This window comes from Nitrosomonas cryotolerans ATCC 49181 (genome assembly GCF_900143275.1).
Taxonomy (GTDB): domain Bacteria; phylum Pseudomonadota; class Gammaproteobacteria; order Burkholderiales; family Nitrosomonadaceae; genus Nitrosomonas; species Nitrosomonas cryotolerans.
The window spans coordinates 1911326-1936659 of record NZ_FSRO01000001.1; the positions used below are offsets into that span (position 1 = coordinate 1911326).

Annotated in this window: 22 protein-coding genes; 15 read left to right on the forward strand and 7 right to left on the reverse strand. The window is 41.2% G+C overall.

Going from position 1 to position 25334, the window contains the following annotated elements:
- The first annotated feature begins 118 nt into the window (after positions 1–118).
- The 9 genes from lptC (at position 119) to tnpB (ending at position 7487) form a co-directional block, all read left to right on the forward strand.
- Complete coding sequence (gene lptC, locus BUQ89_RS08520) at positions 119–682, forward strand: LPS export ABC transporter periplasmic protein LptC (protein WP_028462146.1); 564 nt, start codon at positions 119–121, stop codon at positions 680–682.
- A 45-nt stretch (positions 683–727) separates the two neighbouring features.
- Complete coding sequence (lptA, locus tag BUQ89_RS08525; RefSeq protein WP_036573632.1) at positions 728–1279, forward strand: lipopolysaccharide transport periplasmic protein LptA; 552 nt, start codon at positions 728–730, stop codon at positions 1277–1279.
- Between the two features lie 40 nt (positions 1280–1319).
- Positions 1320–2042, forward strand: a complete 723-nt coding sequence (lptB, locus tag BUQ89_RS08530; RefSeq protein WP_028462147.1) for an LPS export ABC transporter ATP-binding protein — start codon at positions 1320–1322, stop codon at positions 2040–2042.
- A gap of 54 nt (positions 2043–2096) precedes the next feature.
- A complete protein-coding gene (locus tag BUQ89_RS08535; protein ID WP_028462148.1) occupies positions 2097–3551 on the forward strand; it encodes an RNA polymerase factor sigma-54 in 1455 nt (484 codons plus the stop codon).
- A 19-nt stretch (positions 3552–3570) separates the two neighbouring features.
- Entirely contained in the window at positions 3571–3897 is a 327-nt protein-coding gene (hpf, locus tag BUQ89_RS08540; RefSeq protein WP_028462149.1) for a ribosome hibernation-promoting factor, HPF/YfiA family, read from the forward strand.
- Positions 3898–4035: 138 nt separating this feature from the next.
- Complete coding sequence (locus BUQ89_RS08545) at positions 4036–4503, forward strand: PTS sugar transporter subunit IIA (protein ID WP_028462150.1); 468 nt, start codon at positions 4036–4038, stop codon at positions 4501–4503.
- Positions 4490–5437: an HPr(Ser) kinase/phosphatase gene (gene hprK / locus BUQ89_RS08550; RefSeq protein ID WP_028462151.1), complete on the forward strand. Its 948-nt coding sequence runs from the start codon at positions 4490–4492 to the stop codon at positions 5435–5437. Before BUQ89_RS08545 ends, hprK begins: the two co-directional genes overlap by 14 nt.
- Before the next feature lie 168 nt (positions 5438–5605).
- On the forward strand, positions 5606–6226 hold the full coding sequence (locus tag BUQ89_RS08555; protein ID WP_028462152.1) for a flavin prenyltransferase UbiX: 621 nt from the start codon (positions 5606–5608) through the stop codon (positions 6224–6226).
- A 127-nt stretch (positions 6227–6353) separates the two neighbouring features.
- On the forward strand, positions 6354–7487 hold the full coding sequence (gene tnpB, locus BUQ89_RS08560) for an IS200/IS605 family element RNA-guided endonuclease TnpB (protein WP_074202576.1): 1134 nt from the start codon (positions 6354–6356) through the stop codon (positions 7485–7487).
- On the opposite strand, the gene BUQ89_RS08565 is transcribed toward tnpB, so the two are convergent.
- From BUQ89_RS08565 to BUQ89_RS08580, 4 genes are all read right to left on the reverse strand, one after another.
- Positions 7484–8167: a 5-formyltetrahydrofolate cyclo-ligase gene (locus BUQ89_RS08565; protein ID WP_051537641.1), complete on the reverse strand. Its 684-nt coding sequence runs from the start codon at positions 8165–8167 to the stop codon at positions 7484–7486. The two genes, tnpB and BUQ89_RS08565, sit on opposite strands and share 4 nt — an antisense overlap.
- A 47-nt stretch (positions 8168–8214) precedes the next feature.
- Positions 8215–9294, reverse strand: a complete 1080-nt coding sequence (gene mutY, locus BUQ89_RS08570) for an A/G-specific adenine glycosylase (RefSeq protein WP_028461959.1) — start codon at positions 9292–9294, stop codon at positions 8215–8217.
- 18 nt (positions 9295–9312) lie between these two features.
- Complete coding sequence (locus BUQ89_RS08575; RefSeq protein WP_177183597.1) at positions 9313–10614, reverse strand: AsmA family protein; 1302 nt, start codon at positions 10612–10614, stop codon at positions 9313–9315.
- Between the two features lie 197 nt (positions 10615–10811).
- Entirely contained in the window at positions 10812–11066 is a 255-nt protein-coding gene (locus tag BUQ89_RS08580) for a Rho-binding antiterminator (protein ID WP_028461957.1), read from the reverse strand.
- 140 nt (positions 11067–11206) lie between these two features.
- Between BUQ89_RS08580 and BUQ89_RS08585 the strand changes: the two genes are divergently transcribed.
- Both BUQ89_RS08585 and BUQ89_RS08590 read left to right on the forward strand, forming a co-directional pair.
- Positions 11207–11860 (forward strand): YiaD family glycine zipper/OmpA-like lipoprotein, encoded by a 654-nt coding sequence (locus BUQ89_RS08585; RefSeq protein ID WP_036573434.1) that lies wholly within the window; start codon positions 11207–11209, stop codon positions 11858–11860.
- A 995-nt stretch (positions 11861–12855) separates the two neighbouring features.
- On the forward strand, positions 12856–13053 hold the full coding sequence (locus BUQ89_RS08590; protein WP_028461955.1) for a type 2 periplasmic-binding domain-containing protein: 198 nt from the start codon (positions 12856–12858) through the stop codon (positions 13051–13053).
- 82 nt (positions 13054–13135) lie between these two features.
- On the opposite strand, the gene BUQ89_RS08595 is transcribed toward BUQ89_RS08590, so the two are convergent.
- On the reverse strand, positions 13136–13618 hold the full coding sequence (locus BUQ89_RS08595) for a YbhB/YbcL family Raf kinase inhibitor-like protein (protein WP_028461954.1): 483 nt from the start codon (positions 13616–13618) through the stop codon (positions 13136–13138).
- Between the two features lie 699 nt (positions 13619–14317).
- Between BUQ89_RS08595 and BUQ89_RS08600 the strand changes: the two genes are divergently transcribed.
- The 3 genes from BUQ89_RS08600 to BUQ89_RS08610 are packed head-to-tail and all read left to right on the forward strand — an operon-like array spanning position 14318 to position 18093.
- On the forward strand, positions 14318–15814 hold the full coding sequence (locus BUQ89_RS08600) for a RimK family protein (RefSeq protein ID WP_028461953.1): 1497 nt from the start codon (positions 14318–14320) through the stop codon (positions 15812–15814).
- Positions 15815–15816: 2 nt separating this feature from the next.
- Positions 15817–16914 carry a M14 family metallopeptidase gene (locus tag BUQ89_RS08605; RefSeq protein WP_051537640.1) on the forward strand — a complete coding sequence of 366 codons (1098 nt, stop codon included), beginning with the start codon at positions 15817–15819 and terminating at the stop codon, positions 16912–16914.
- A gap of 18 nt (positions 16915–16932) precedes the next feature.
- On the forward strand, positions 16933–18093 hold the full coding sequence (locus BUQ89_RS08610; RefSeq protein ID WP_074202577.1) for a GNAT family N-acetyltransferase/peptidase C39 family protein: 1161 nt from the start codon (positions 16933–16935) through the stop codon (positions 18091–18093).
- A 232-nt stretch (positions 18094–18325) separates the two neighbouring features.
- On the opposite strand, the gene BUQ89_RS08615 is transcribed toward BUQ89_RS08610, so the two are convergent.
- Positions 18326–20107, reverse strand: a complete 1782-nt coding sequence (locus BUQ89_RS08615; RefSeq protein ID WP_028461950.1) for an SLC13 family permease — start codon at positions 20105–20107, stop codon at positions 18326–18328.
- A 382-nt stretch (positions 20108–20489) separates the two neighbouring features.
- Here BUQ89_RS08615 and BUQ89_RS08620 point away from each other — a divergent pair, with 382 nt between their 5' ends.
- The gene (locus BUQ89_RS08620; protein ID WP_051537639.1) at positions 20490–22073 is read left to right on the forward strand and encodes a bifunctional GNAT family N-acetyltransferase/carbon-nitrogen hydrolase family protein; all 1584 of its coding nucleotides are present in this window, start codon (positions 20490–20492) and stop codon (positions 22071–22073) included.
- Between the two features lie 231 nt (positions 22074–22304).
- Here BUQ89_RS08620 and BUQ89_RS08625 read toward each other — a convergent pair whose 3' ends face one another.
- Complete coding sequence (locus BUQ89_RS08625) at positions 22305–24989, reverse strand: sensor domain-containing protein (RefSeq protein WP_051537638.1); 2685 nt, start codon at positions 24987–24989, stop codon at positions 22305–22307.
- Between the last annotated feature and the right edge of the window lie 345 nt (positions 24990–25334).

The following is a 25334-nucleotide window of genomic DNA, read 5'->3' on the forward strand; positions in this document are numbered from 1 at the left end:
CTATCATGTATAGCGCATGAGTTCTGGTATAATTTGTTTTGTAAACATTCTTGCTATTGGAGTCAGACTGATATTCAAAATTTTAGATTCTAAATAGATTGATGCATTCTAAATTTAAATGATTAATCGCCTGCATCTCAGTTTTCCCCTGATACTTCTGATTATCATTGTGTTATTGACGTTCTGGCTGGATCAAGCGGTGCAGCCCGCAGCGATAACGCAAGATAATGAAGCGTATCGTCATCCTGATTATATTGTGGAAAATCTTTCAGGAATTCGCATGGATCATGAGAAAGTTGTGAGCAGAACTTATTTTGCAGAAAAAATGTTTCACTATCTAAATGAGGATATTACTCATCTAGAAAAAATACATTTTATGAGTACTCAACCGGGCAAACCGTTGATGCGAATGGTTGCGGATCGGGCTGAATTGTTAGGTAACGGAGAAGATATTTATCTTACCGGTCATGTGACGATATTGAGAGGGTCAGATGATGAAAAAGATAAGATAACCATGGTGACCAGTTTTTTGCATCTTATTCCGGATGAAAATATTGCCAAGACGGGCGAATCTGTAACTATTTCCAGGTCAAATACTACGATTGATGCAATTGGGTTTGAATTAGATAATCGTACTGGTATGGTCCAATTGTTATCGCGCGTGCGAGCTGTTGATAAATGATACTGACTAATAAACACTAGCTGGCGATTTGTTAATAAAAAATATATGAAGACTCATTTTCTAGCTTTCTTATTCAGTCTGTTTTTTACACAGACCGTTTTGGCTGAGCGTGCTGATCGCGATAAGCCTATTCATTTAGAAGCTGATCGTGCAACCGTGGAAGATGTCAATCGAAAAGATGGTAATCGAATTAGCGTATTCACAGGTAATGTCGTACTCACTCAGGGAACGCTGCTTATTCGTGCTGACAAAGTGGTCATGAAAGAGGATGCTTATGGTTTTCGATATGCGACTGCTTGGGGAGATCTCGTTAGTTTTCGGCAGAAGCGTGATGGACTGAATGAATATATTGAGGGATGGGGTAAACGAGTTGAGTTGGACAATAAAACTGACAAGATAGAATTGTTTAGGAAGGCACGCTTAAAACGTGGATTGGATGAAGTTCAAGGAGATTATATCTCTTATGATATGGACAGCGAATTTTTCCAGGTGATCGGGAGCAACGAACGAGGTGTTGAAACGGGTCTTGATAATCGAGTTCGGGTGGTGATTCAACCGAAGAATAAACCTGATAACGCAGATACGGATACGCCGTAAAACCTCATGCTAATCGATGACCGAGCTTTAGATCTAGGAAATGAGTAAATTAGAAGCTAATCATTTAAAAAAGCAATATAAGTCGCGTACAGTAGTGCACGATGTTTCTTTTTCTCTTGCGAGTGGTGAAGTCATTGGTTTGCTAGGGCCTAACGGTGCAGGTAAAACAACCTGCTTTTATATGGTTGTGGGATTAGTGCCGCTTAATGGGGGAGGTATTTATTTGGATGGCCATGATTTAAGCCAGATGCCGATTCATCATCGTGCTCGCCTTGGCATCAGCTATTTACCCCAGGAAGCATCAATTTTTCGACGCTTATCTGTAGAGGATAATATTCTCGCTGTACTGGAGTTACAGAACTTTAACTCTGATGAGATACAAAAACATTTAAATGATTTGTTAAACGATCTTCATATTAGTCACTTGCGCACTAATCCTGCTATTAGTTTGTCTGGAGGAGAGCGCCGCCGTGTAGAAATTGCTCGGGCATTAGCATCACAACCACGCTTTATTCTATTGGATGAGCCTTTTGCAGGTGTGGACCCTATTGCTGTAATTGATATACAAAAAGTAATCCGTTTTCTTAAGGAACGTAATATTGGTGTGCTCATTACTGATCACAATGTGAGAGAGACATTAGGAATTTGTGACCGAGCCTATATTATCAGTGAGGGAACGGTCTTGGCTAACGGGAAGCCTGATGAAATTATTTATAATGAGCGTGTAAGAAAAGTATATTTAGGAGAACATTTTCGACTATAAAGATGATGTTTGAATTAATCCGAGGTTACATGTAACTGCTGTTTTACTAAAGTAATGAAGCCAACTCTCCAGCTAAAATTATCACAGCAAATAAAACTTACACCACAACTACAGCAATCCATTCGATTGTTGCAGTTGTCTACGCTAGAGTTAAGTCAGGAAATAGAACGCATAATGCAGGAGAATCCGTTACTGGAATGGGATAATTGCTCTGATTACAGAGATGTGCAACCAGGTAATAATTCAGAATTGCTCATGTCAGATTCGTCGGACTTCCAGGATGACGCAGCTAAAGAGGTCATTTCAGTAGAGAATATGACTACGACAGTGATGAGTCAGAACAATGAATCTGATTGGAAGCAAGACCATGATTTTTACAATGGCTCGCGCGAAGATGAATATGAGCTGCCGCAATTGGCTGCAAAGCCGATTAGTTTACGCGAGCATTTGAATGTACAAATTAGTCAAAGTCAGATTTCTGAACGCGATAAGAGCATCGTAGGTTTGTTGATTGATAGCCTGAATGATGATGGTTATCTTGTTCAGGATTTGCAGGAATTGGTTGAGATATTGCCGCCGCAGCTTGAAATCGATATGGATGATATGCATATTGCTCTTGCGTACTTACAGCATCTAGACCCATCTGGAGTTGGAGCACGTAATTTGAGAGAATGTCTTATGTTACAGTTACAGCTGCAGCCAGTTGAGACGCCTTATCGCGATCAAGCGTTATTATTGGTAAATGAATATTTAGAAATTCTGGCATCACGGAATTTTGGCCAGATTAAAAAATTACTGAGTTGCGATGATGATTGTTTACGTTCAGTTCAGCAATTGATTACTCATCTTAACCCGCGCCCAGGAGCAATATTCAACTCTGAAGATGTGCGTTATATTGTGCCAGATGTGATTGTAAAAAAAATGAATGGAATCTGGGTGGCGAATCTTAATCTAAATGCTATTCCACGTCTTAGTGTTAATCGTCTTTATGCCAATATACTGAACCAGCGTCATCATGATTCAGCGCATGGATTGGCTAGCCAGTTAAGCGAAGCTAAATGGCTTATTAAAAATATTCATCAACGTTTCAGTACCATCCTGAGTGTGTCCAGTGCGATTGTTGAGCGCCAGCAACAGTTCTTTAAATATGGAGCAGTGGCTATGCGTCCACTTGTATTACGAGAAATAGCCGATAATCTAAATTTGCACGAATCAACCGTATCACGTGTGACCACTCAAAAATTTATGCATACTCCTCGTGGTATATTTGAACTTAAGTATTTTTTTGGCAGTCATGTTGCGACAAATACGGGTGGTGTTTGCTCTGCTACCGCCATTCGTGAGTTAATTAAGCAATTAGTAAAAACTGAGAATCCACAAAAACCACTGAGTGATAGCCGGATTTCAAAAATTCTAGGACAACAGGATATCGTTGTGGCTCGTCGTACCGTAGCAAAATATCGGGAGTCAATGCAAATTCCCCCGACTAATCTTCGTAAGTCATTTTAATAGGAATTAAGGAGACATAATGAATCTCAATCTTACTGGTAACCACGTAGAAATTACGCCCGCGATGCGCGAATATGTTATTTCTAAGATAAATAAAATCACGCGCCATTTTGATCATGTAATCGATGTTACAGTGACATTGTCGGTGGAGAAACATGGACAAAAAGCTGAAGCAAACGTGCACGTGCGGGGAAAGGATATCTTTGTTGAAGCGGATGGTACTAATATGTATGCATCAATCGATAACCTGATAGACAAGCTAGATCGACAAATACTTAAACATAAAGAGAAGAACCTGGAGCGTCGCAATGAAGGTGCATTGAAAGACCAGGATTTTGAGATATAGAAATAATTTAAATATAACTCACATTATTGAGAATGATGACTATGGCTTTTATTTGGCCAAGATAATTTTTGTAGTAGGGCTAATAAGTAAGAAAAAGAATACTTCATTGCCATTTAACGGAAATAACTTTATTTTTCTATGAATCTCATTTCACAATTATTACCGCTATCCAATGTTATCGTTGATTTAGATGTTGCTAGCAAGAAACGCGTATTTGAACAAGCTGGATTATTATTTGAGAACACATTACAGGTGGCGCGTAGTCAGGTTTTTGATAGCTTGTTTGCTCGTGAAAAACTGGGTTCTACTGGTCTTGGTCAAGGGGTAGCCATTCCACATGGTAGGATTAAAGGATTGCGTGAAGCTGTAGCAGCATTGGTTAGAATGAAAGAGGCAATCCCATTTGATGCGCCTGATGGTCAACCAGTGAATCTTGCCTGCATTCTGCTTGTTCCTGAAAAAGCGACTGATAAACATTTGCAAATCCTCAGTGAGTTGGCACAGATGTTCAGTGATAGGAGTTTTCGCGAAAATCTTTTACGTAGTAAAGATGCTGTAGAGATTCATAAGCTTATTGTTGATTGGACACCGAATGCCTCAAATTAGTATAGCGCAATTATTTAATGATAAAAAAGGGAAGCTGGGTTTAACCTGGGAAGAGGGACAGGCAGGAGGTGAAAAGCAACTCAATGATGAAGCTATTGCTCAATCTAGACAAGGGGTGATAGGCCATCTCAATTTTATACATCCTAATTGGATACAGGTATTAAGTAATGCTGAAGTTAATTATCTAAATCAATTAGATCCTACTTCCCTTGAAAATAAAATAAAGCAATTAACCCAAAGCGGAATCGCCTGTATTATTGTTGCTGACGGTGGGGAAGTGCCGGTTTCAATGCGAGCGATGGCAAGCACTAATCTTATACCCTTATTGTGTTCACCTTATCCGAGTCTGGAAGTAATTTGGTTGTTGCGTACTTATCTGGGGCATGTCTTGGCCCCATCTAGCTGTTTGCATGGCGTACTTCTGGATGTGCTGGGAATGGGCGTATTAATAACTGGAGAGAGCGGTGTTGGTAAAAGCGAGTTGGCTTTGGAGCTGATAAGTCGTGGTCATGGATTAGTAGCTGATGATGTTGTAGAGCTACGCCGTATCGCGCCGGAGACATTAGAAGGCCGCTGTCCGCCGATGTTACGTGATTTTCTTGAAGTACGTGGATTGGGAATGTTGAATATACGTACTATTTTTGGTGAAACGGCAGTACGTCGGCGGAAAAATATGAAATTGATCGTACATTTACAAAACTCAGGTGGTACAGATGCCAACTTATTGGAGCGATTACCTTTAAGTAATTTGAATGAAAACATTATGAATGTGGATGTTCGCAAAGTTATTATCCCTGTTGCTGCAGGCCGTAATTTAGCTGTATTAGTGGAGGCCGCAGTGCGTAATTATGTCTTGCAGTTAAGAGGTATTGACGGCACTAAAGATTTTATTGAACGGCATGATCAAGAAATGAGGGATGTTCAAGCAGAATAAGCCTGAAGAATTATTTAGTACAGTATCGTATTTGTAGAGTTGGTTCTAAGCTTACGTATATATCGGGAGACTTTTGAAAAATTTCTCGCCAAAAGTTTCTAATCTATTGATTATAAAGAGTTAATTTTTCAACTATTGGGGTTTTGCAAAGGTCTCATCGGGTAAAAAATGAAAAATTCTCAAACCATCACGCTTGCTTACACGGGAGCTTCTGGTATGCCGTATGGAATCCGCCTGTTAGAAATGTTGCTGGCTGAAGGCAATTCTGTATACCTACTTTATTCAAAAGTAGCCCAAATTGTTGCACAGCAGGAAATGAAGCTGATAATGCCATCTCGTGCTCAAGAAGCAGAAGTATTTTTCAATAATTATTTCGGGTTAGCTCAAGGGCAATTACGCGTATTCGGACGGGAGGAGTGGTTTGCACCGGTTGCTTCGGGTTCTAATCCTGCGGATTCGATGGTTATTTGTCCCTGCACGATGGGTACGCTAGCAGCCATTGCAGCAGGATTAAACCAGAAGCTGATTGAACGAGCTGCAGATGTGATGCTGAAGGAGAATCGTAAACTGATATTGGTTCCGCGCGAAATGCCATTTTCGATCATCCATCTTGAGAATATGTTAAAACTTGCGCGTAGCGGTGCTGTTATCCTGCCGGCTAATCCGGGTTTTTATCATCATCCAGAGACTATACAGGATATGGTTGATTTTGTTGTTGCGCGCATATTGGATCAGCTGGGTGTAACGCATACATTAACACCACGCTGGGGTGAATCACAACTAAGTTAGTGGAAGTATCTTTACTTTATCATCTCAACTTCCGGAAAACCCCGGTCTTAAGGCCGGGGATGGATAGGGAGTCAGCTTCGCTGATACTAAAGCCTGTTTTTTCACCTATTTCTGTTACAGTGTGTTAATGGAAATTAAGCGCGCATACAAATTCAGGTTTTACCCAACTTTTGAGCAAGAAACTATTCTGGCTCAAACATTCGGGTGTGCTCGGTTTGTCTATAATCGCATGTTGCGCGTTCGTTCTGATGCTTGGTATACCGAGAAAAAAAGAATCGGGTATCATGCTACCTCCTCTTTGTTGACCGAGTTAAAAAAAGAGCCTGAATTTGAATGGCTGAACAAAGTTTCCAGTGTTCCTGTGCAGCAATCTCTCCGCCACCTGCAAACGGCATTTGGTAATTTCTTTGCCAAACGAGCCAAATACCCGTCATTCAAAAGCAAGCATGAGAAGCAATCGGCTGAATACACGTCCAGCGCCTTCAAGTGGGACGGTAAGTCTCTGAAACTGGCGAAGATGAAAGATCCACTGAATATCAGATGGTCGCGCACCCTTCCTAAGGCAACAAAACTAACGATTGCAACAGTCTCTAAAGACTCAGCGGGTCGATACCATGTTTCTATGCTTTGCGACGACTCTGTTGCGCGAAAGCCAAGGGTTAGCGGCAAAGTCGGCATTGACTTAGGATTAACGCACTTCGCTATTCTTTCTACGGGCGAGAAGATTGCGTCTCCTAACACGCTACGAAAGAATGAAACCAGGCTTGCTAAGCTGCAACGCAAGCTATCTAAAAAGCGCAAAGGGTCGGCCAATAGACAAAAAGCCAGACTGAAAGTAGCGCGACTACATGCAGGAATTGCTGATGCTCGTAAAGACTTTCTACATAAACTCTCAACACGGCTAGTGAACGAAAACCAAGTGATAGTTGTAGAGTCTTTAGCTGTTAGCAATATGAAGAAAAATCGTTGCCTCGCAAAATCAATTTCCGATGCAGGATGGGGTGAATTTGTGCGGCAATTAGAATACAAGTCGCTGTGGTACGGGCGAGAGCTTGTAGGTATTGACCGATGGTATCCAAGCAGCAAACGCTGTTCGGGATGTGGGCATACCGTAAACAAGATGCCTTTGAATGTGCGTGAATGGACTTGTCCGGAATGCGGATCAATCCATGATCGAGACATCAACGCAGCGCGTAATGTTTTGGCCGCTGGACTGGCGGTGTCAGCCCTTGGAGAATCTATAAGTCCTGTTTGCATTTAGGTGCGTCCGGGTTGGATTCGTTGAATTGGGAATCCCCTTCGTTTACGGAGGGGAGCAGTCAAGGTGTTCTCCATAGCGCATTGGTTAATTGAAATTGGAATTAATTTATTATTTAATGTTTGATAAATCTTAGCCTCGGTAACAATAAAATGCATAGCAATATCATGTGGCTGAGGATAAACATTATCTAGGTGTAGTGTCTCAAACGCTACACCAATAATCAGCGGTCGTGGATTACTTTCCGCCAGTGTACGGTCATAATAACCACTACCATAGCCAAGACGGTAGCCCTGTTGATCAAAACCGACCACCGGTATAATCACGGCATCAATTACTATGGGTTTGGTATTATCCGGAACAGGAATTCCATGGGCCCCATCTTTCATCGGTGCCTCCTGCCACCATTCTTGGAAACATAATGGCGCATGCTTACGTATTATGACTGGCAATGCCAGTATCGCGCCCCGCTGCTTAAAATAATTTGCGGCAGGGCGTGGATCATATTCGCCACGGAATGGCCAATAGAGCCCAATATTCATTTTCTGAAGAATGGGAAAGCCTTGCTTGAGCATGTTGGATATCGCTATGCTCCAGTTGTGATGTGTCTCTTCCGGAATAGCTTCTCTGCGTGCTAGCAGGTTGGCACGCTGATGTTTTCTCCATGTTATCCAGTTATCCATTTTCTCTATTCGGATATGTATAAAAACGATGCGGAGATAATGCTGACTCAGACAGATTCAGTGTTGTTAATTGAGTTATCAGAATGAACATATTGTTTTATGAGTTTCCGTACAGGTGTTGGAATTGCTTTGTCTAATGCCTCATCTGGTTCTATCCAGATTTTTCCTTCTTGCTGGGTATCAATTTGTGAGGTGATACGTAGTAATCTAGGATGAATACGCAGCTTAAAGTGAGTGAATGTGTGATTTAAAGGTGGAAAATTAAATAGGGGTCTTACCTCTGTTTTGAAATGCTGTGTACAATAAGCACCGATATCTTCTTCTAGATGTATTTCCGGTAGGCACCATAATCCACCCCAAATACCGGTGTCTGGACGTTTCTCCAACAGTATTTTTTTCTGCTTGAGTAATATTAAAAATATAGTTTCTTTTTTTGGCAAGGATACGCGTGGCTTAGCAGTAGGTAGCTGATCTGTACGTTTCTCTTTGAATGCAACACAATCGGATCGCAGTGGACAATCATGGCACTGAGGTCTATGCCGTGTGCAAATTGTCGCACCTAGATCCATTAATGCTTGTGTATAAACCTGATGACACTTTTTTGAATTACCGTTGGGCAACGATTCCTCAGCCTTTAACCACAACTGATCTTGTACCTTTTTTTTGCCTGGATAACCGTCTATTCCAAAATAACGCGAGAAAACACGTTTAACATTTCCATCTAGAATCGCGCTGCGATGGCCATATGCAAAAACCATAATAGCTGCGGCGGTAGACCGGCCTATTCCAGGGAGTTGTTGAATCAGCTCTCTTTCCTTGGGGAATGTGCCATGATAATCACGGACGATTATACACGCTGCCTGATATAAATGTCTTGCACGTGAGTAATAGCCAAGACCACTCCATAATGACAATATATCGTCCAGTGGCGCTTGAGAAAGGCTGGGTATATCAGGGAAATATCGCAGAAAACGCTGATAATAAGGGATAACCGTACCTACCTGCGTTTGTTGCAGCATAATCTCGGATAGCCAGATCGCATAAGGGTCGTGTGTGCCCTGCCAAGGTAGATGATGACGGCCATGTTGTTCTTGCCAATTAATTAATCTGGCAGCAATGTTGGACATAAATATTTGTATTATAATTTACTTTGGCATGGAATCAGATTGAATTTTAAACTGTATGCCAGATGATTTAATATTGCCGGTTTGGAGTATGCCAATATGGATCAAACCATTCGCATTTAGATTCTCCAAAAAAGATAAATTGAATAATCTGTTCAAATCCGAGTTGTTTCTGGTTATCTTCTTTGTGTTTATTTTTCCTGGAATCGGTAGCAAGAATTGATTGATATCTAGTTTATCGATATCTACATTGAAGATGAATGCTGGCTGAGTAAAATTTGTTATTGTTAATGCGGTCTTAAACGTGCTGTCTTCCAATGTACCAACGGTGTTTACTCGCATTATTTCGGAAAGGGCATCAATGGAAAGATCACCTGATAAGCGCCCGGCGATACATTGGTTAAGTATGTCAGGCGTGCAAATATTCAAAATAGTCGTTAAGTGTGGCAGAAATAATTGCTGGCGACTTGGGTTTCCTATCAGTGAAGTAGCAAGGTTTATCTGAATGTTTTGATCATTATTGTTTGATGCGAATTGAATGACGGCCAAGTCGCCTTTAAAATGACTAGCAGTGCTGATTATATTGGATAAGGTCAATTTTCCGATCCAGTTATATTCGGAGTGAATAGTTTTTCCTGTCAGATCGATTCTACTGCTGGTTAGCTTATCATTATGCAGTCGTGCTCCCTTCATATTAAACGCAATATTGAAGTAGTGCTTACCATTATTGTTATCGAGCTCTTTGATTCTGCCGATTGCGGTTAGTCTCAGATTATTTAGTGTATATCTGGTGATGTGGTCAGCCTCAAGGTCTAAATTGACCAGTGCAAATTCCTTCTGACTTATTTCATCACGAAATATAAGCGCCGTATTTTTCAGATGAACATGGCTTGATTGAAATTCGATCTGTCTGCTTTTCTTGTCACTATTGATCAGATCATCGATATTAGTACTGCCATCGCTAAAACGAATCAATCTGGTTTTCAGTCCTCTAATCGTAATTTGATCTACGATTAATTGTTTCCTGAATAAGGCCGGCCATGATAGTGATAAATGGACTTGCTCGGCTGATGCAAATATTTTTTTACATCCGTATTCACTTAGAGAAATTCCGCTCAGGTTAATACCCAGTTTGGGGTGAAGTGTCAGCTTGATGTCACCCTCGATCCTGAGTTCGCGTTGTTTATTTTCTGTTATTAGTTGCGCAATTAGTGGTTTGAAATTATTTATATTCAAAGCTGTAGTGATATACACAATCGTGCCGATAACAAGCATAGTTGTACCAGTGAGCGCAATCAGGCTATATTTTAATAACCTGTTCATAACGATGAATACCATGAGAGGCCTTTGCAAAACCCCAATAGTTGGAAAATTAATCCTTTATAATCAAGATTCGAAAACTTCCGGCTAGGGCTTTTGCAAAAGCCTCCATGAATAACACAATGTGCTAAACACATGTGCAATGCAAAAGGATCTACTTTGAACAACGGAATAGGGTGTTTTTTTGATGACGGTTTGTTTTAGAAAAGAATCTCACTAAATCGGGCATTAGGTGTAGTCGCCTGCATCTTTGCCAATTGAGTTAATTCAATATGGTATTGTTCTTGTCCATTGCTAATAATTAGATATTCCTGTTTTTCGGTAGAGGTGATGATATCGATTGCTTTACCCTCGATAATCTGATTATCTTTCAATATTAATTTCAACTGGTAATGGTACATACAGGCTACTTCAACATAATCGTGCAAGTCACACAATATACCTTCTTGATTCATTATGGATTTTCCCTTTTATGAGTGATGCTTGAGATAAATACTGTAAACTTTACCAGAGAAATGGGGAATCGTTTATATGAAAAGGATTCAGCTTCCAATTCCATCTATTTGAGTAATGACCCATAATTAAGGGAGGCATGATGTGTAATAATAAATCAAAAATTCTTATTGTGACTGTAGCGCTGCTGTTTGCACTTGGTGGCTGCGCCAATATGACTGAGACGCAACGTGGTACCACGCAGGGAAGTGCACTTGGCGCGGGTACGGGCGCGATAATTGGTGCGATTGCGGGCAAAGGGAAAGGTGCTGCAATTGGCGCTGCGGTGGGCGCAGGCGTTGGCGCAGCGGCCGGTTATGCGTGGTCTCAAAGAATGGAAGAGCAGAAGAGACAGATGGAGGCTGCTACAGTGGGCACTGGTGTAGAAGTTTCTCAAACACAGGATAATCGTTTGAAATTGGAAATTCCGAGCGATATTTCGTTTGATACAAATCGCGCCACCGTTAAAGCTAACATGAGACCGGTGTTAGATAGTTTTGCATCGAGTCTGGTTAATAACCCGAATACTATAGTGACGATTATTGGACATACCGATAATACCGGTAGCGATGCGATTAATAATCCATTATCGATTAATCGCGCAGCCAGTACGCGTGATTATCTGGTAAGTCGCGGTGTTCCTGCTCATCGTATCAACATCGATGGTCGTGGTTCTTATGAGCCCATTGTGGCAAATAATACGGCCGCTAACCGCGCAATGAATCGCCGTGTTGAAGTTTATGTGGTTGAACAGTAATCTGTTTTCCTGAAAGCCAGGAGATTCTTGAAAAAAATCAGGAGTCTCTTGTCTGGGGGGCAGATAATATCTATCACGACGTGTCAATGGGTAATCCCTGGGATGTTGCACGTGCTTTTTGATAAAAATAATAGCCCGCGCTCGATCGAGGTTCATCATTTTACTGGGCATGAAAGCTGTCTGTTCAGGATTATCAGTAACGATGGGATTGAGGGCAAGTAGATTTTCTAGTATCCAGAGTTTGGCAGGATCCGGTGATGATATAAAAGCTCTGGGTTTTGACCGGTGTGAATCAGGAAAGGGTTTGAATGGATAAGGTGACCGCTGAAATGGCAATATCAGCTTCGTATACTGTTTTTTGGTGCTGTATCATTGGTATCGCTATCAAACTCATTTTTTTCGTCTTTTGGCCAGAATATCTTGCTGGGCACTACTACGCTTGAATGTGCGCATTCCTTCAAAGAACATGAGAAAGATTTCGTTGATAAGAAAGATGGGGTATCCGCAACTACAAGAATTGCCATCAGAAATCTGTGGTTCAGAGATAAGATACCGGATTCCGATGCGTTCCAGACTTGAAGTTTCTCTGGATCACGTATTCAATGTCCAATGCCATCAATCGTTTTCGTCGTGGTGATTTCTAAATTCTGGAGCGCCTCTTCAGATAAACATAGAAAGCTATTGGTTTCATTCATTATGGGTCTGTCGGAAAATACACAATAATTTGAGATAATAGGCAAAATAGTCAATGATGGATTGTGAGATGAGTAAAAGAGATCAGAGCAACTTATTTCTTACGCTGAGACCTTTGCAAAAGTCCAATAGTTGAAAAATTAACTCTTTATAATCAATAGTGGAAAATTTCTGACGAGGGCTTTTGCAAAAGTCTCACTGGATGCATTGATTCCTGCGAACTACCCTTGCCGCAAATTGGAACAGTTGTTATCAGATCGCATCCGCTAACCAAAATAAATCATCTCTTGACAAGAGAGGATATGCAGCAGTATCGAGCGGTAGTCGTGCGAGATTCATCACGTCATTTGCCGCCATTAACGCGCCGAATCTTTGATAAGCGAACGGTACTACGTGTAGCGACCCTGCAACATAAAATTGATGCCAGACGTATGGCTTGGGAGTTGGTTTTTTACCTAGGTATCGTATTCAGAAACAATTGGATAGCAATGATCTGGTAGCTTTGCCTTTAGTAAATGTTATAGCAGCCACACCCTTGAATCTGGCTTGGAGAATAAGTAAGGGGCGAGCATTACATTGGTATTAACCAGAAGATTGGCGTTGATAACATCCGATTAGTTCAGTATTTGCAATAATATGCCCCCGCATTGTATTTTCTAGCACAGCCTTGGTTGGGATTTGCAAATCTGGGAGCATGGTGCCCAATGCATAGAGTTTATGAAAATAACGATGACGGCCTATGGGCGGGCAAGGTCCGCCATAACCTGTATGTTGCCAATCGTTCATGCCTTGTAAAGTACCGGGCGGCAATTTTTTTTCTGTTACGCCTTCAGCCAGGCCACTGACATCAGGTGGAATATTATACAATACCCAATGTACCCAGGTCATTTTGGGGGCATCTGGATCAGGTGCATCTGGATCATCTACGATTAATACTAGACTTTTGATACCTTCAGGTATTCCTGTCCAGGTAAGTGCTGGCGAAACATTTTTACCATCGCAAGTATGACGAGTTGGGATGGTTCCATGATGTGTAAAGGATGTTGATGTCAATATCAGAGCCATAATTCCCTCCTGTTCTAAGATGATCAATTTTCTTTCGGTTATTCGAATAGCCTGATAACCGAAATAAATGGTCATGTCTTTTTGTCTGCTGTTAGATTAAAAGGACACCTCAAAATATTTAAAATTAAATCCAATAATCTATAACTAATTAATGATGCACTTGTTAAGTAATCAGACAAGATGTCCTGTCAGATGTTTACTTGTCTCTAGAATTACAATCAACTTTTTTATGTTAACTAATTTAGTTGGAACCGGCTGATTTTACAGCCTGACCCACTTGGCCTCGTTTTTACTCGAGGGATTATTGTATCCAAAATTAGCTAAAACCATATCAACCGAGCTAATCTTATAGAAACAACCAATTTTTTGCATCAAAGTGCGAGTAATTGAATTACGCGACAGGCCCTGTATATGCTTGTGTTATGCTGATTTCTTTTTATTTAAAGCAAATTACTGAAGAGTATTGTATTGGAATTACACTCTAAAACTAAAACTTTCTTTTCTGTGATAGTTAAAAAGTTCAAAAATGGAGAAATCCAATTTTTAGATATTTTGAAACAGCTCCTAAAGATGCAAAATGGCGAGTCAGATGGTATATGTTTAACACGATATTTTTAAGAAAATATCTTTTATATTCGGGAAAGACGATGTCTATGAAAGTTGTTTCTATCAGCGCTATTCATTTAGGTTAAAGTCATTATGCATTCTTTATATATTTTGGTTGATAGCCAAGAAGATTGGACACCATATTACCCGACTGCTGATTTGATGACGTTCGAAGTTTATTTGACATTACCTGAATCTAAAAAACCGGGGAAAGCGCAAGTCATTAACTTGTGCCGTGATTATAATTACTTAGGTACGGGTTATTATTGCTCATTACTAGCCGAAGCCCGTGGACAGCGAGTGATTCCATCGATACGTAGCATTAATGACTTGGCCAATCACTATTATTATCGTTTGTATGATAATAATCTTGATAAATCGCTCGATAAGCACCTGGTGAAATTCGGTCAATCCGACGCTGAAATTTTAGCTATCAAGATATTTTTCGGTAGAGTTTCTTATCCGTCATTGGAGAAATTAGCCCGACGTTTATTTGAACTTTATCCTTGCCCGATACTGGCTGTTAATTTTAAGCGTGGATCGCGTTGGGAAATCGTCAGTGTTATACCCGGCACACTAGCTGACCTGAACGAGGTGGAGCAAAATCAATTTGCGACGGCAATTGATGCTTATAGTCGTAAAATCTGGCGGAAGCCTAGATCACGCAAGCGTTTCCGTTTTGAAATGGCTATTTTATGTAATCCGAATGAAGCCTTGCCACCCAGTGATAACAAAGCAATTAAAAATTTTATCCGTATCGGGAATGACTTGGGTTTGGATATTGACATCATTGATAAGCATGATTATGCCCGATTGCTAGAATATGATGCTTTGTTTATACGTGAAACAACTGCAATCAATCATCACACTTATCGGTTTGCCAAGCGCGCTGAAAGCGAAGGTCTTGTGGTGTTAGACGATCCAGATTCGATATTGAAATGTACTAATAAGGTCTTTCTGGCTGATTTGCTTAGTACGCATAATATCCCTACACCGAAAACACAGCTTATTTTACGTAATAAAATGCTGGATTTCCACGAACTAGAACAGACATTCGGTTATCCCGTCGTACTTAAAATTCCTAATGGTTCATTTTCAAGAGGTGTTGTCAAAGCACACAGCCGAGATGAGCTGGAAAAATACTGTACAGAACTATTTAAAGAGTCTGCTATTTTGTTGTTGCAAGAATACGTACGGACTGATTATGATTGGCGCATTGGTTTTTTAAATAATCGCCCGCTTTATGCTTGTAAGTACTATATGGTAAGAGGGCACTGGCAGATTTATAATCATAATAACGCGAAGCCAGAAGATCAAAGCGGTGACTTTGAAACTATTGCCATACATGAAGTGCCCAAAGATATTATTAGGACTGCGACAAAAGCAGTCAAATTAATTGGAGAGGGCTTCTATGGTGTCGATCTTAAACAGGTTGCGGGGCGTAATGTCATCATTGAAATCAACGATAATCCCAGTATTGATAGTGGTGTTGAAGATCTCTATCTTGGAGATGATTTGTACCGCATTATTATGGAAGAATTTATTCGTCGTCTGGAGCGTAAATATAGTGCTTTTTCCTATAAGGAATAAGTATGCTGATGCAATATGATATCGATATTTTTCCCGATAGCTATAGTATCGCTCGCGAGAGATTTCTAATGCTGTGTGCCGGCTTACCTGGAAAATTAAGAGCTTTCCGACATCCCACAGAAAAGTATCACAATTATCCCTTAACAACAGATATTTTTTGGTTGGGACCTGAAGAAGCGACTAAGATTCTGATTGTGGTGAGTGCTACGCATGGTGTTGAAGGATTTTGTGGCTCAGCCGCACAGGCCAATTGGCTGCAACACGTGATGTTACCGACCAATGATGTTGCCATATTATTTATTCATGCATTAAATCCATTTGGCTTTGCTCATCTACGCCGAGTGAATGAAAATAATATTGATCTTAATCGTAATTTTATTGATTTTACTGCGCATCTGCCTGATAACAATGGCTATCAAGAACTCGCTTCGGTATTATTACCTGAATACTGGAACGATGAGCTAAATCAAATAGCGCAGGAAAAGATACATGCCTATCAAGTACGATATGGCAGAAGTTTGACTGAGCAGGCAATCAGTGGTGGTCAATATCAATTCCCAGACGGATTGTTCTACGGCGGCTCTGAACCAGCCTGGTCACATCTCGTAATTAAAACGATCATTGCAGACTATAGGTTGACGCAACGAAATCAGGTAATCGTGGTTGATATTCATTCAGGCTTGGGACCTTACGGTTATGGGGAAATTATTTCTGATCACGCGCCTCGCTCCCCAGGAGCGCAATTGGCCAAACTATTATTCGGTGATAGTGTCACAGAACCGTTATGTGGCACGTCAACTTCTGTCCCCAAGTTCGGTTTGCTAGACTATGTCTGGCATGCTGCTTTTGGTGAGAATGGCTGTTTTGTTACACTGGAGTTTGGAACATACTCGGTTGATGAGATGTTCGCAATTTTGCGTGAAGAAAACTATTATTGGCAAGAATTTAATCGGGATAAAATAGATGCCGAACAAATGGATGCAGTGAGTCTACGGTTACGAAATTATTTCTATCCTGATAAAACAGATTGGAAAGAAATGATTCTATTTCGTAGTGAGCAAGTACTGACACAGGCATTAACAGGTTTGTGTGCTTATTGATCCTACCGGATTAAGGGAATGAACCAGGACACGACCATTGAAACTAAAACTAGATCGCGACCTGTATTTAGAAGTGCAATAAAAAAAGATATTACCCAATTGCTTGTGATTGAAAATCGTTGTTTTGCACGCGATACACTGAGTGCTCGTAGTTTCCACTGGATGCTGGAGAAAGGCCATGCCGATATTATTCTGATAGAAGTAGATCATAATATTGTGGGCTACTCTTTGTTACTTTATCGACGTGGCACGTCACTCGCACGTTTGTATTCAATTGCAATCTTGCCTGAATGCCAAGGCTCCGGCCTGGGGACAGCTCTATTAAAACATGCCGAACAGGCAGCACAGAAACATGATTGTGTGTATCTAAGGCTTGAAGTGCGATCAGATAATACAACTGCGATTGCCTGCTACAAGCGATTGGGTTACAGGCAGTTTGATACAAAACAAGATTATTATGAGGATCACAGCGCGGCATTATGCTTTGAAAAAAGAATTATTTATCCGCATCCAGTCTCCCGTTTGAAGGTGCCTTTTTATCGGCAGACAACGGAATTTAGTTGCGGTCCTGCATCATTATTAATGGCGATGGCTGGCTTGAAACAAGAAATAAGTTTGTCTCAAGCACATGAATTACAACTCTGGCGCGAATCTACAACAATTTTTATGACCGCTGGTCATGGCGGTTGTGGTCCACATGGGCTGGCATTGGCCGCTTATCGGCGTGGTTTTGATGTGGATATGTATCTCAGTCATAAAGAAGCGTTATTTGTTGACAGTGTACGGAATCCTGAAAAGCGCGACATCATTAGCTTGGTGCAGCGTGATTTTATGCGTCAATTAGAGCAGACACAGGTGAGAAAGCACTATCACAGTATTACGATGCCAGAGTTAGTGGCACATCTGGATGAAGGACGCATTCCATTAATTCTAATCAGCACTTACCGCATTAACCGTAATAAGGCACCGCATTGGGTATTATTAACAGCGCATGATCCTCATTTTATTTATATGCATGATCCCGATGTCGATACGAAACAGTATGCCAATGATACGGATAATTTTTATGTGCCAATATCAAAACCGGAATTTGTCGCAATGGCTAAATTTGGGCGTACACAGCTGCGGGCAGCAGTTGTGATCTCACGCAGAGAATCATTTGATAATCAGAAGTTATAAATCTCTTGTTTTCCAAATAGGCCATCGACATCTAAGACTTTCAGTGCGATTCTGGCACAGGCCTGATCGACGGTGGTCACGCTTACCCTAAAGCCGTCAGTGTTACCATTTTTAGTGACGGTTATAGCGGCTTTGGTTTGCCGTCTCGGGCGATTTGCACATAATAGCATTACTGTGTTATGTGTATAACGTGATGGGTATTAAACGCGCTTACAAGTTCGATTCTACCCAGCTACAATGGCCAGACAATGAGAATCATTGGAATGGATACCAATGTTACGATTATTTCGAGCGGTAAGCCCATCCGCCAATAATCACCAAAAGCATAGCCACCTGGCCCCATAATCAGTGCATTATTTTTGTGACCGATTGGAGTAAGAAAAGCACAGCTTGAACCAACGGCGACCGCCATTAGAAAGGGATCTGGGCTGACATGGAGCTGTATGGCTATATTGATGCCAACCGGTGCCATGACGACGGCTGTGGCTGCGTTATTCATGACATCCGATAATGTCATGGTCACAATAAATAAAGCGGATAGCACCACTATCGGTGACCAGCCATCGGCCAGCTGTAGAATGGCATTTGCAATCAGAGTGGTTGAGCCGGTAGTTTCTAATGCGCCGCCGACAGGAATCATTGCACCAACCAGTACAATCACGGGCCAATCGATTGATTCATAAAGATCCCGTGTGGGCACTATGCCTGACAATACCATTAGAAGTGCTGCCAATGATAAGGAAATTGTGAGGCTCATTATTCCTGCTGCGGCCAGTACTACGGCGCCGAACATAAACCCTGTAGCCAGCCATGCATGGCGACGTTTACCGATTTGTAAGCCACGCCATGCCAGCGGTAGCAGCCCCAGGTGTGGAAGGCTGGTTGAAATCACCTCTTCATCGACTTGTAAAAGGAGTACATCTCCTGATCGAAATACGAGTTTATGCAAGCGTGTGCGGATAGTCTTGCCCTGACGTGAGATACCCAGCAGATTAAGACCATAGTGAGATTTAAATCTCAGATTACCGATAACGCGACCAATCAAACGGCTATCGGCAGAGACAACTGCTTCGATAAGTAGCACTTCATCGGAGCTGAACAAAGCACGCGATTTTTCAGTACCTCCTTTGATCATAAGTCCAAGCTTCTCGACGAATTTATCTAATTCTTTGGGGCCTGTTTCCAGGATTAAGATATCTTTCGCTTCGATTATGGTATGACGCGTGGGACGGAGGATACGTTTATTATTGCGGATGAGTCCGGCGATGCATAAGTCGTATTTATCAGCAATATCATCCAGATCGATGACTTTCTTTCCAATGGCAGCCGATGTTTTTGGTACGACTACCTCTGCTACATAAGCATCGATATTAAGTAATTCATCGATTGGCGATATCGATTGGCGCTCTTTCGGAATGAGTTTCCAGCCAAATATCGCAAGAAATAAAATGCCTGCCGTTGCAACTACCAGCCCTACGGGTGCGAAATCGAACATTTGGTAGGGTGTGCCAATGACCGTTTCGCGATAACTGGCAATAATAATATTCGGTGGGGTACCGATAAGCGTGACGAGGCCACCCAGAATCGAGCCAAATGATAATGGCATCAATAAGAGTGATGGAGAGCGTTTTGCCTTTTTTGCTGCATCGATGGTAGCTGGCATGAGCAGCGCGAGTGCGCCTACATTATTCATGATTGCGGATAAAACAGCGGCAAAACCAGATAGACCGGAGATTTGCAATGCCAGGCTCTGGACCTTCGGTATCATGACATGAGCGAGGCGATCAATGGCCCCGGAAGCACTGAGGCCTCGACTGATGACCAGTACGGCTGCTACTGTAATGACGGCAGAATTAGAGAAACCCAGGAAGGCATCGGCCGGAGGAACCAATCCAAGTAGAACGGCAGCAATGAGTGCTGCAAAGGCAACCAGATCATAGCGCCAACGCCCCCAGATGAACAGGCCCATAACGCAAACCAATAGTAGAAATATTGTTATTTGATCCACATTCATGGATTAGCTCAGGTTATGTAGGTAATTAAGTTGCACGGTAGACGTACTCAAAGATGGTAACGAAAGGATTGATTTGGCTGGTCGTATGTATGTAGCTACAGCATCATGCCGCACAAAGATATCGATACGATATGTTTGTTGAATTCATAAAATATAAACAAAACGAGGTGAGTATATGCTTTATTCTATATTACATTTAAGCTTACCCAATAGAAAAGAAGCAGGCTAATTAAAGAATCCGGTTGTTTAGAATAGTATTTTTAGACATATGGGAAAAGTGATTCCCAATATAGACTGAGTTTTATGTAGTGAGATGCTTGTATTGAATTATATGAAGCTGCATTATGCTAATTCTGTTATCAGCTGATGAGGAGTTTTTTCTATGGATTCTGATCCCTCGAAATTGGCGGCTCAAAAGAAAACACGACGATTGACCATACGCAATGCCACGCTGAAAGATGTGCCCGCATTAAAAGTACTGACTAATCGGGCCTATACAGGCACGGGATTATCTGGGTATTCAGAAGGCGCGTTGACCGGACAGATTAATCAGTTTTCCGAAGGCCAGTTCGTGGCCATTTATGATGATAAATTAGTAGGCTATTGTGCTGCTTTCCTGATTGCAGGGCGTTTTGCGCTGAAAAGACATAGCTGGGTAGAAATTACAGGAAATGGTTATGCGTCGCGCCATGACCCTCATGGCGATTACCTATATGGTATGGAGGTATGTGTTGATCCTGATTATCGTGGTTATCGTATTGGACAGCGTTTCTATAATGCACGCAAGCAGTTATGTCAGAAGCTGGAATTAAAGGGGATTGTGTTTGCTGGAAGATTGCCCAGCTATGTTAAGAAAGTACGCCGCTTTCCTGATGTAGAGGAATATGTTGAGCAAATTGTACAGAAAAAACAACGAGACTCCGTGCTGTCTTTTCAATTACACAATGGTTTTGATGTCCTGGGTGTAATCAGAAACTACTTGCCTGCAGATCGGGATTCATTAGGTAACGCGGTGCATCTCATCTGGCATAATCCTAAGGTGCCAGAGGAATCTAAAAAAAAGCAACATAAAAGCAGTGGAATACGATTACAAGAAACGGTACGTGTTGGCACCGTACAATATATGCTAAGGCGCGTGCATTCATTCGATGAATTTATAAAATTTGTGGAGTATTTTGTTGATGTAGTAGCTGATTACAAAGGAGATTTTGTTGTATTCCCCGAATTATTTACACTGCAATTATTATCCATTGAAGATCAAGCGCTATCACCTGCCGAATCTATTGAAGCATTGACTAAGTATACGCCTCGCTTTACTGAATCGATACGCGATATGGCATTACGTTATAACATTAACATTATTGGTGGTTCGCATCCAACACGTATGCCTTCTGGACATGTGGAAAATGTTTCCTATGTATTTTTGCGCGATGGCTCTGTTTATGAGCAGCCTAAAATTCATCCTACGCCGAATGAGGTGTACTGGTGGAATATCGAGGGCGGCGAGGTGCTCAATGCGATTGAAACCGACTGTGGCCCGATTGGCGTACTTATTTGTTATGATTCAGAGTTTCCAGAGTTGGCACGCCATCTTGTTGATCAGGGAGTTGCCATTATTTTTGTGCCATTTTGTACTGATGAGCGCCAGAGCTACCTGCGCGTACGCTATTGCAGCCAGGCGAGGGCAGTGGAAAATCAGGTTTATGTGGTTATGTCGGGGAATGTAGGAAATTTACCAAACGTGTCTAATATGGATATTCAATATGCTCAGAGTTGCATCCTCACTCCCTGTGACTTTCCGTTTGCGCGGGATGGCATTGCAGCGGATACAACACCTAATGTGGAGACAGTTGCGATTGCGGATTTACGTCTTGAGACATTGCATATGGCGCGCAATGCCGGCACGGTGCAAAATCTGAAAGACCGACGTCATGATTTATATTCAGTTCACTGGCGTGGAAAGTAAAGCTAATAATGCTTTTGTAGACGAGCTGGCCTTTACCGTATGCAATGTATATTCCTGAATGAGATTTTTGCAAAAGTCCTCGCTAGAAGTTTCCAACTATTGAGGTTTTGTAAAGGTCTCGAATTGTGGTTTGCGATCAATCGGACAGTAAAAAGGGGGGGGTGTTAACCAACTATCGACAACCTGCTGCTTTTTTCATTTCTACGTGTGTGCTTATTCTCAGTGAATATCCTACTCCGGACTGAGAAGATGATTTCTCAAGTAGTCTTCGATGGCTATAGCCGTAATCGGTTGGCTGAAAATATAACCTTGTACCATATTGCAGTTTTGAGTACGCAAGAAGGATAATTGCTCGGCATCTTGCACACCTTCAGCAATTACTTTTAAATTGAGCGTACGTGCCATCGCGATAATGGTGGATGCAATAGCTTGGTCGTTCTCGTCACGCATAATATCCTGTATGAAGGAACGATCTATTTTTAGAGTATCAATAGGCAAGCGTTTTAAAGAATTTAAACAAGAATAACCGGTACCAAAATCATCAATGGCTAGCCCGATACCTAGAGATTTTAATTCAAATAATACTGCAATGCTATGTTCTGCAGTTTGTAAAATACCTTCGGTAATTTCAAGTTTTAGCAGGTGTGGTTCGAGTTGGCTGTCGATCAATGCCTGGTTGACATGCATTACTAACTTAGGGTCATGCAACAATGTATGGCCAGAGAGATTGACAGACATCTGTAATTTCGGGAAGCCGGTATTGTGCCAGACTTTAGCTTGAAGGCAGGCAGTATACAATACCCATTGTCCTATCGTATGAATTAGTCCAGTATCTTCTGCTATGTTAATAAACTTATCGGGTTCTAATAGTCCGAGTTCTGGATGCTGCCAGCGTAATAGGGCTTCCACGCCGATGACTTTTTCTGTCTTCAGATCAATTTGCGGTTGATAATGCAATATAAATTCATTATTTAGCAATGCTAAACGTAAGCCGTGCTCAATAGATAATAAGTTTACAGCGTGTGCAGTAAATTCTGAAGTGTAGAATTGATAGTTTGCGCGACCTTTACGTTTAGCCTGATATAAAGCTGAATCCGCTGCTCTTTTTAGATTATCACTATTATTTGCATCAGCGGGATATAATGCAATACCGATACTAAAACTGGTAATAATATCCTGGCCACTAATTCTGACCGGTTGTGTGATGATTTCCAGTATTTTCTCGGCCAGATATACAATATCATCCGAATGCTTTACATTTTCTAAAATGACTGCAAATTCATCACCGCCCAAGCGGGCTACAGTGTCTTCATTTCGGATAGATTTTGTTAAACGTGATGCAACGGTCTGTAATAATTGATCACCTGCATTGTGCCCAAGTGTATCATTGATAATCTTGAAACGATCTAAATCTAAGAATAGCAGTGCAACTTGATAATCATGCCGTTGCGCGCGCTGTAAACTATTTTCTAGACGTGCTTTGAATAATAATCGATTAGGAATGTCAGTCAGTGGGTCGTGGTGTGCCAAATAGTTCAAACGTTCTTCAGTTTGTTTAATTGAGGTGATATCGGAAAAGACGATGACATGATTTATAATTTGCTCCTGTTCGTCCCTGGCCACACTGATATTTACCCAGGCGGGGAAAAGTTCACCGCTCTTGCGTTGACTCCAAATTTCACCCTGCCATTGCCGTTTTCTTGCCAGAATTGCTTCTATACGCTGAAAGAATCTTTTATTGTAATGGCGAGAAGAGAGTAAGTGCAGGTTTTTACCGATAATTTCTTTGGATTGATAGCCAGTGATGTGGCTAAAAGCATGATTAACCAGGATGATGTTCCTAGTATTGTTAGTAATAATAATAGCTTCGTTGGTATTTTTAAATACTATGGCGGATAGGTGTAGCAGTTGTTCAGTACATTTTCGATCAGTAATATCTTGGCCAACAGATTGATATCCGATAATTTGACCCGCTTCATCGAAATTGGCTAGGTTGGTCCATTGTAGCCAGCGTACCTCGTTACTTGGCGCGACGATTACCCGATGTTCATGTTTCGTGATTGGATTTCTCTGGTTAAGTGAAGCAAAATGTCGTTGTGCTTTGTGCTGATCTTCTTCTGGAATCAGGAATAAGAATTTGTGTCCGATCAACTCATCAGGTTGTTTGCCAAAATAGTGACAATAAGCTTTATTGACAAAAGTAAGCGTGCCATCAACATCCCAAGAGCATATCAGATCAGTCTGGTTTTCCACTAATGTGCGATAATGTTTTTCACTTGCAAGTAACTCGGTTTCAGTTAGTTTACGTGCAGTAATTTCTTCTTGTAGTGTTTTATTGGATTGACTCAGTTGTGCTATGCGTTGCCCGATTTTCTTTTCTAGCTTATTATGATTCAATCGCAGTATTTCTTCCGCTTGTTTTCTTTCGCCGATATTTACAATTGCCGTATGGCAGCTATTGGTCATATTTTTATTTTCTTGTATGGCAATACTTTCTAAACAAACATAGTGGAAATCATTGGTGTTGTATTTAAGATGAAATTCAGTAGCTACCCTGGTGTTTGAGGAAAATACTCGCTTTAAATGACGATGAAACTGCCTCCGGTTGTTTAGGTTAAGAAACAACTCGAATGGTAATTTGTCAAGTTGTTTCCGTGAATGGCCAAGCATCTGTGCGCCTGTTAGATTGATATCTAGAATTCGACCACGATCGTCTAATACTGCGCAGCCGATGGGTATAAAATCATATAAATCAGCATAACGATTTTGTGTCTGTTCTAGCTTTCTTTGAGTTTTTCGTAATTCCAGAATGAAGTGCCGATCCTGAGAAACATTTCGTGTATTGATTATGTTTTTCAGCAGGCTTTGTAATTGCGCTATCAGCTGAGTTTTCGTCAATTTCGTATGGTCGTTCATATCTCCAGATTTCATACAGTAAGTGGTATTGATATGGATACAACTATGATTACGGCCTTAACATAATTACAGGCGATACGAGTTCTTTACTTGCATTATATTGAATTGATACTGATTAATATGATCGTATATTAGATTTACTACTACGTTAATCGTATCAGTTATGCTGAAATTGATGACATTGAGATTAATACAACAAGCACCACAAACGAATGTAACCCGTTCGAACAGTTTTCCTGTTATTAGCTTATAGTATAGGGTCGATCAATTACCATTAATAATAACAGGGATATGGATACGGCAGGGAAATTATTAAAACGATAGAATTGATTTTTCTTATTTATC

Bases quoted from the DNA above. Each gene is read 5' to 3' on its own strand.
- lptC (WP_028462146.1), top strand. From the start codon at position 119: ATGATTAATCGCCTGCATCTCAGTTTTCCCCTGATACTTCTGATTATC.
- lptA (WP_036573632.1), top strand. From the start codon at position 728: ATGAAGACTCATTTTCTAGCTTTCTTATTCAGTCTGTTTTTTACACAG.
- lptB (WP_028462147.1), top strand. From the start codon at position 1,320: ATGAGTAAATTAGAAGCTAATCATTTAAAAAAGCAATATAAGTCGCGT.
- BUQ89_RS08535 (WP_028462148.1), top strand. From the start codon at position 2,097: ATGAAGCCAACTCTCCAGCTAAAATTATCACAGCAAATAAAACTTACA.
- hpf (WP_028462149.1), top strand. From the start codon at position 3,571: ATGAATCTCAATCTTACTGGTAACCACGTAGAAATTACGCCCGCGATG.
- BUQ89_RS08545 (WP_028462150.1), top strand. From the start codon at position 4,036: ATGAATCTCATTTCACAATTATTACCGCTATCCAATGTTATCGTTGAT.
- hprK (WP_028462151.1), top strand. From the start codon at position 4,490: ATGCCTCAAATTAGTATAGCGCAATTATTTAATGATAAAAAAGGGAAG.
- BUQ89_RS08555 (WP_028462152.1), top strand. From the start codon at position 5,606: ATGAAAAATTCTCAAACCATCACGCTTGCTTACACGGGAGCTTCTGGT.
- tnpB (WP_074202576.1), top strand. From the start codon at position 6,354: ATGGAAATTAAGCGCGCATACAAATTCAGGTTTTACCCAACTTTTGAG.
- BUQ89_RS08565 (WP_051537641.1), bottom strand. From the start codon at position 8,167: ATGGATAACTGGATAACATGGAGAAAACATCAGCGTGCCAACCTGCTA.
- mutY (WP_028461959.1), bottom strand. From the start codon at position 9,294: ATGTCCAACATTGCTGCCAGATTAATTAATTGGCAAGAACAACATGGC.
- BUQ89_RS08575 (WP_177183597.1), bottom strand. From the start codon at position 10,614: ATGAACAGGTTATTAAAATATAGCCTGATTGCGCTCACTGGTACAACT.
- BUQ89_RS08580 (WP_028461957.1), bottom strand. From the start codon at position 11,066: ATGAATCAAGAAGGTATATTGTGTGACTTGCACGATTATGTTGAAGTA.
- BUQ89_RS08585 (WP_036573434.1), top strand. From the start codon at position 11,207: ATGTGTAATAATAAATCAAAAATTCTTATTGTGACTGTAGCGCTGCTG.
- BUQ89_RS08590 (WP_028461955.1), top strand. From the start codon at position 12,856: ATGCAGCAGTATCGAGCGGTAGTCGTGCGAGATTCATCACGTCATTTG.
- BUQ89_RS08595 (WP_028461954.1), bottom strand. From the start codon at position 13,618: ATGGCTCTGATATTGACATCAACATCCTTTACACATCATGGAACCATC.
- BUQ89_RS08600 (WP_028461953.1), top strand. From the start codon at position 14,318: ATGCATTCTTTATATATTTTGGTTGATAGCCAAGAAGATTGGACACCA.
- BUQ89_RS08605 (WP_051537640.1), top strand. From the start codon at position 15,817: ATGCTGATGCAATATGATATCGATATTTTTCCCGATAGCTATAGTATC.
- BUQ89_RS08610 (WP_074202577.1), top strand. From the start codon at position 16,933: ATGAACCAGGACACGACCATTGAAACTAAAACTAGATCGCGACCTGTA.
- BUQ89_RS08615 (WP_028461950.1), bottom strand. From the start codon at position 20,107: ATGAATGTGGATCAAATAACAATATTTCTACTATTGGTTTGCGTTATG.
- BUQ89_RS08620 (WP_051537639.1), top strand. From the start codon at position 20,490: ATGGATTCTGATCCCTCGAAATTGGCGGCTCAAAAGAAAACACGACGA.
- BUQ89_RS08625 (WP_051537638.1), bottom strand. From the start codon at position 24,989: ATGAACGACCATACGAAATTGACGAAAACTCAGCTGATAGCGCAATTA.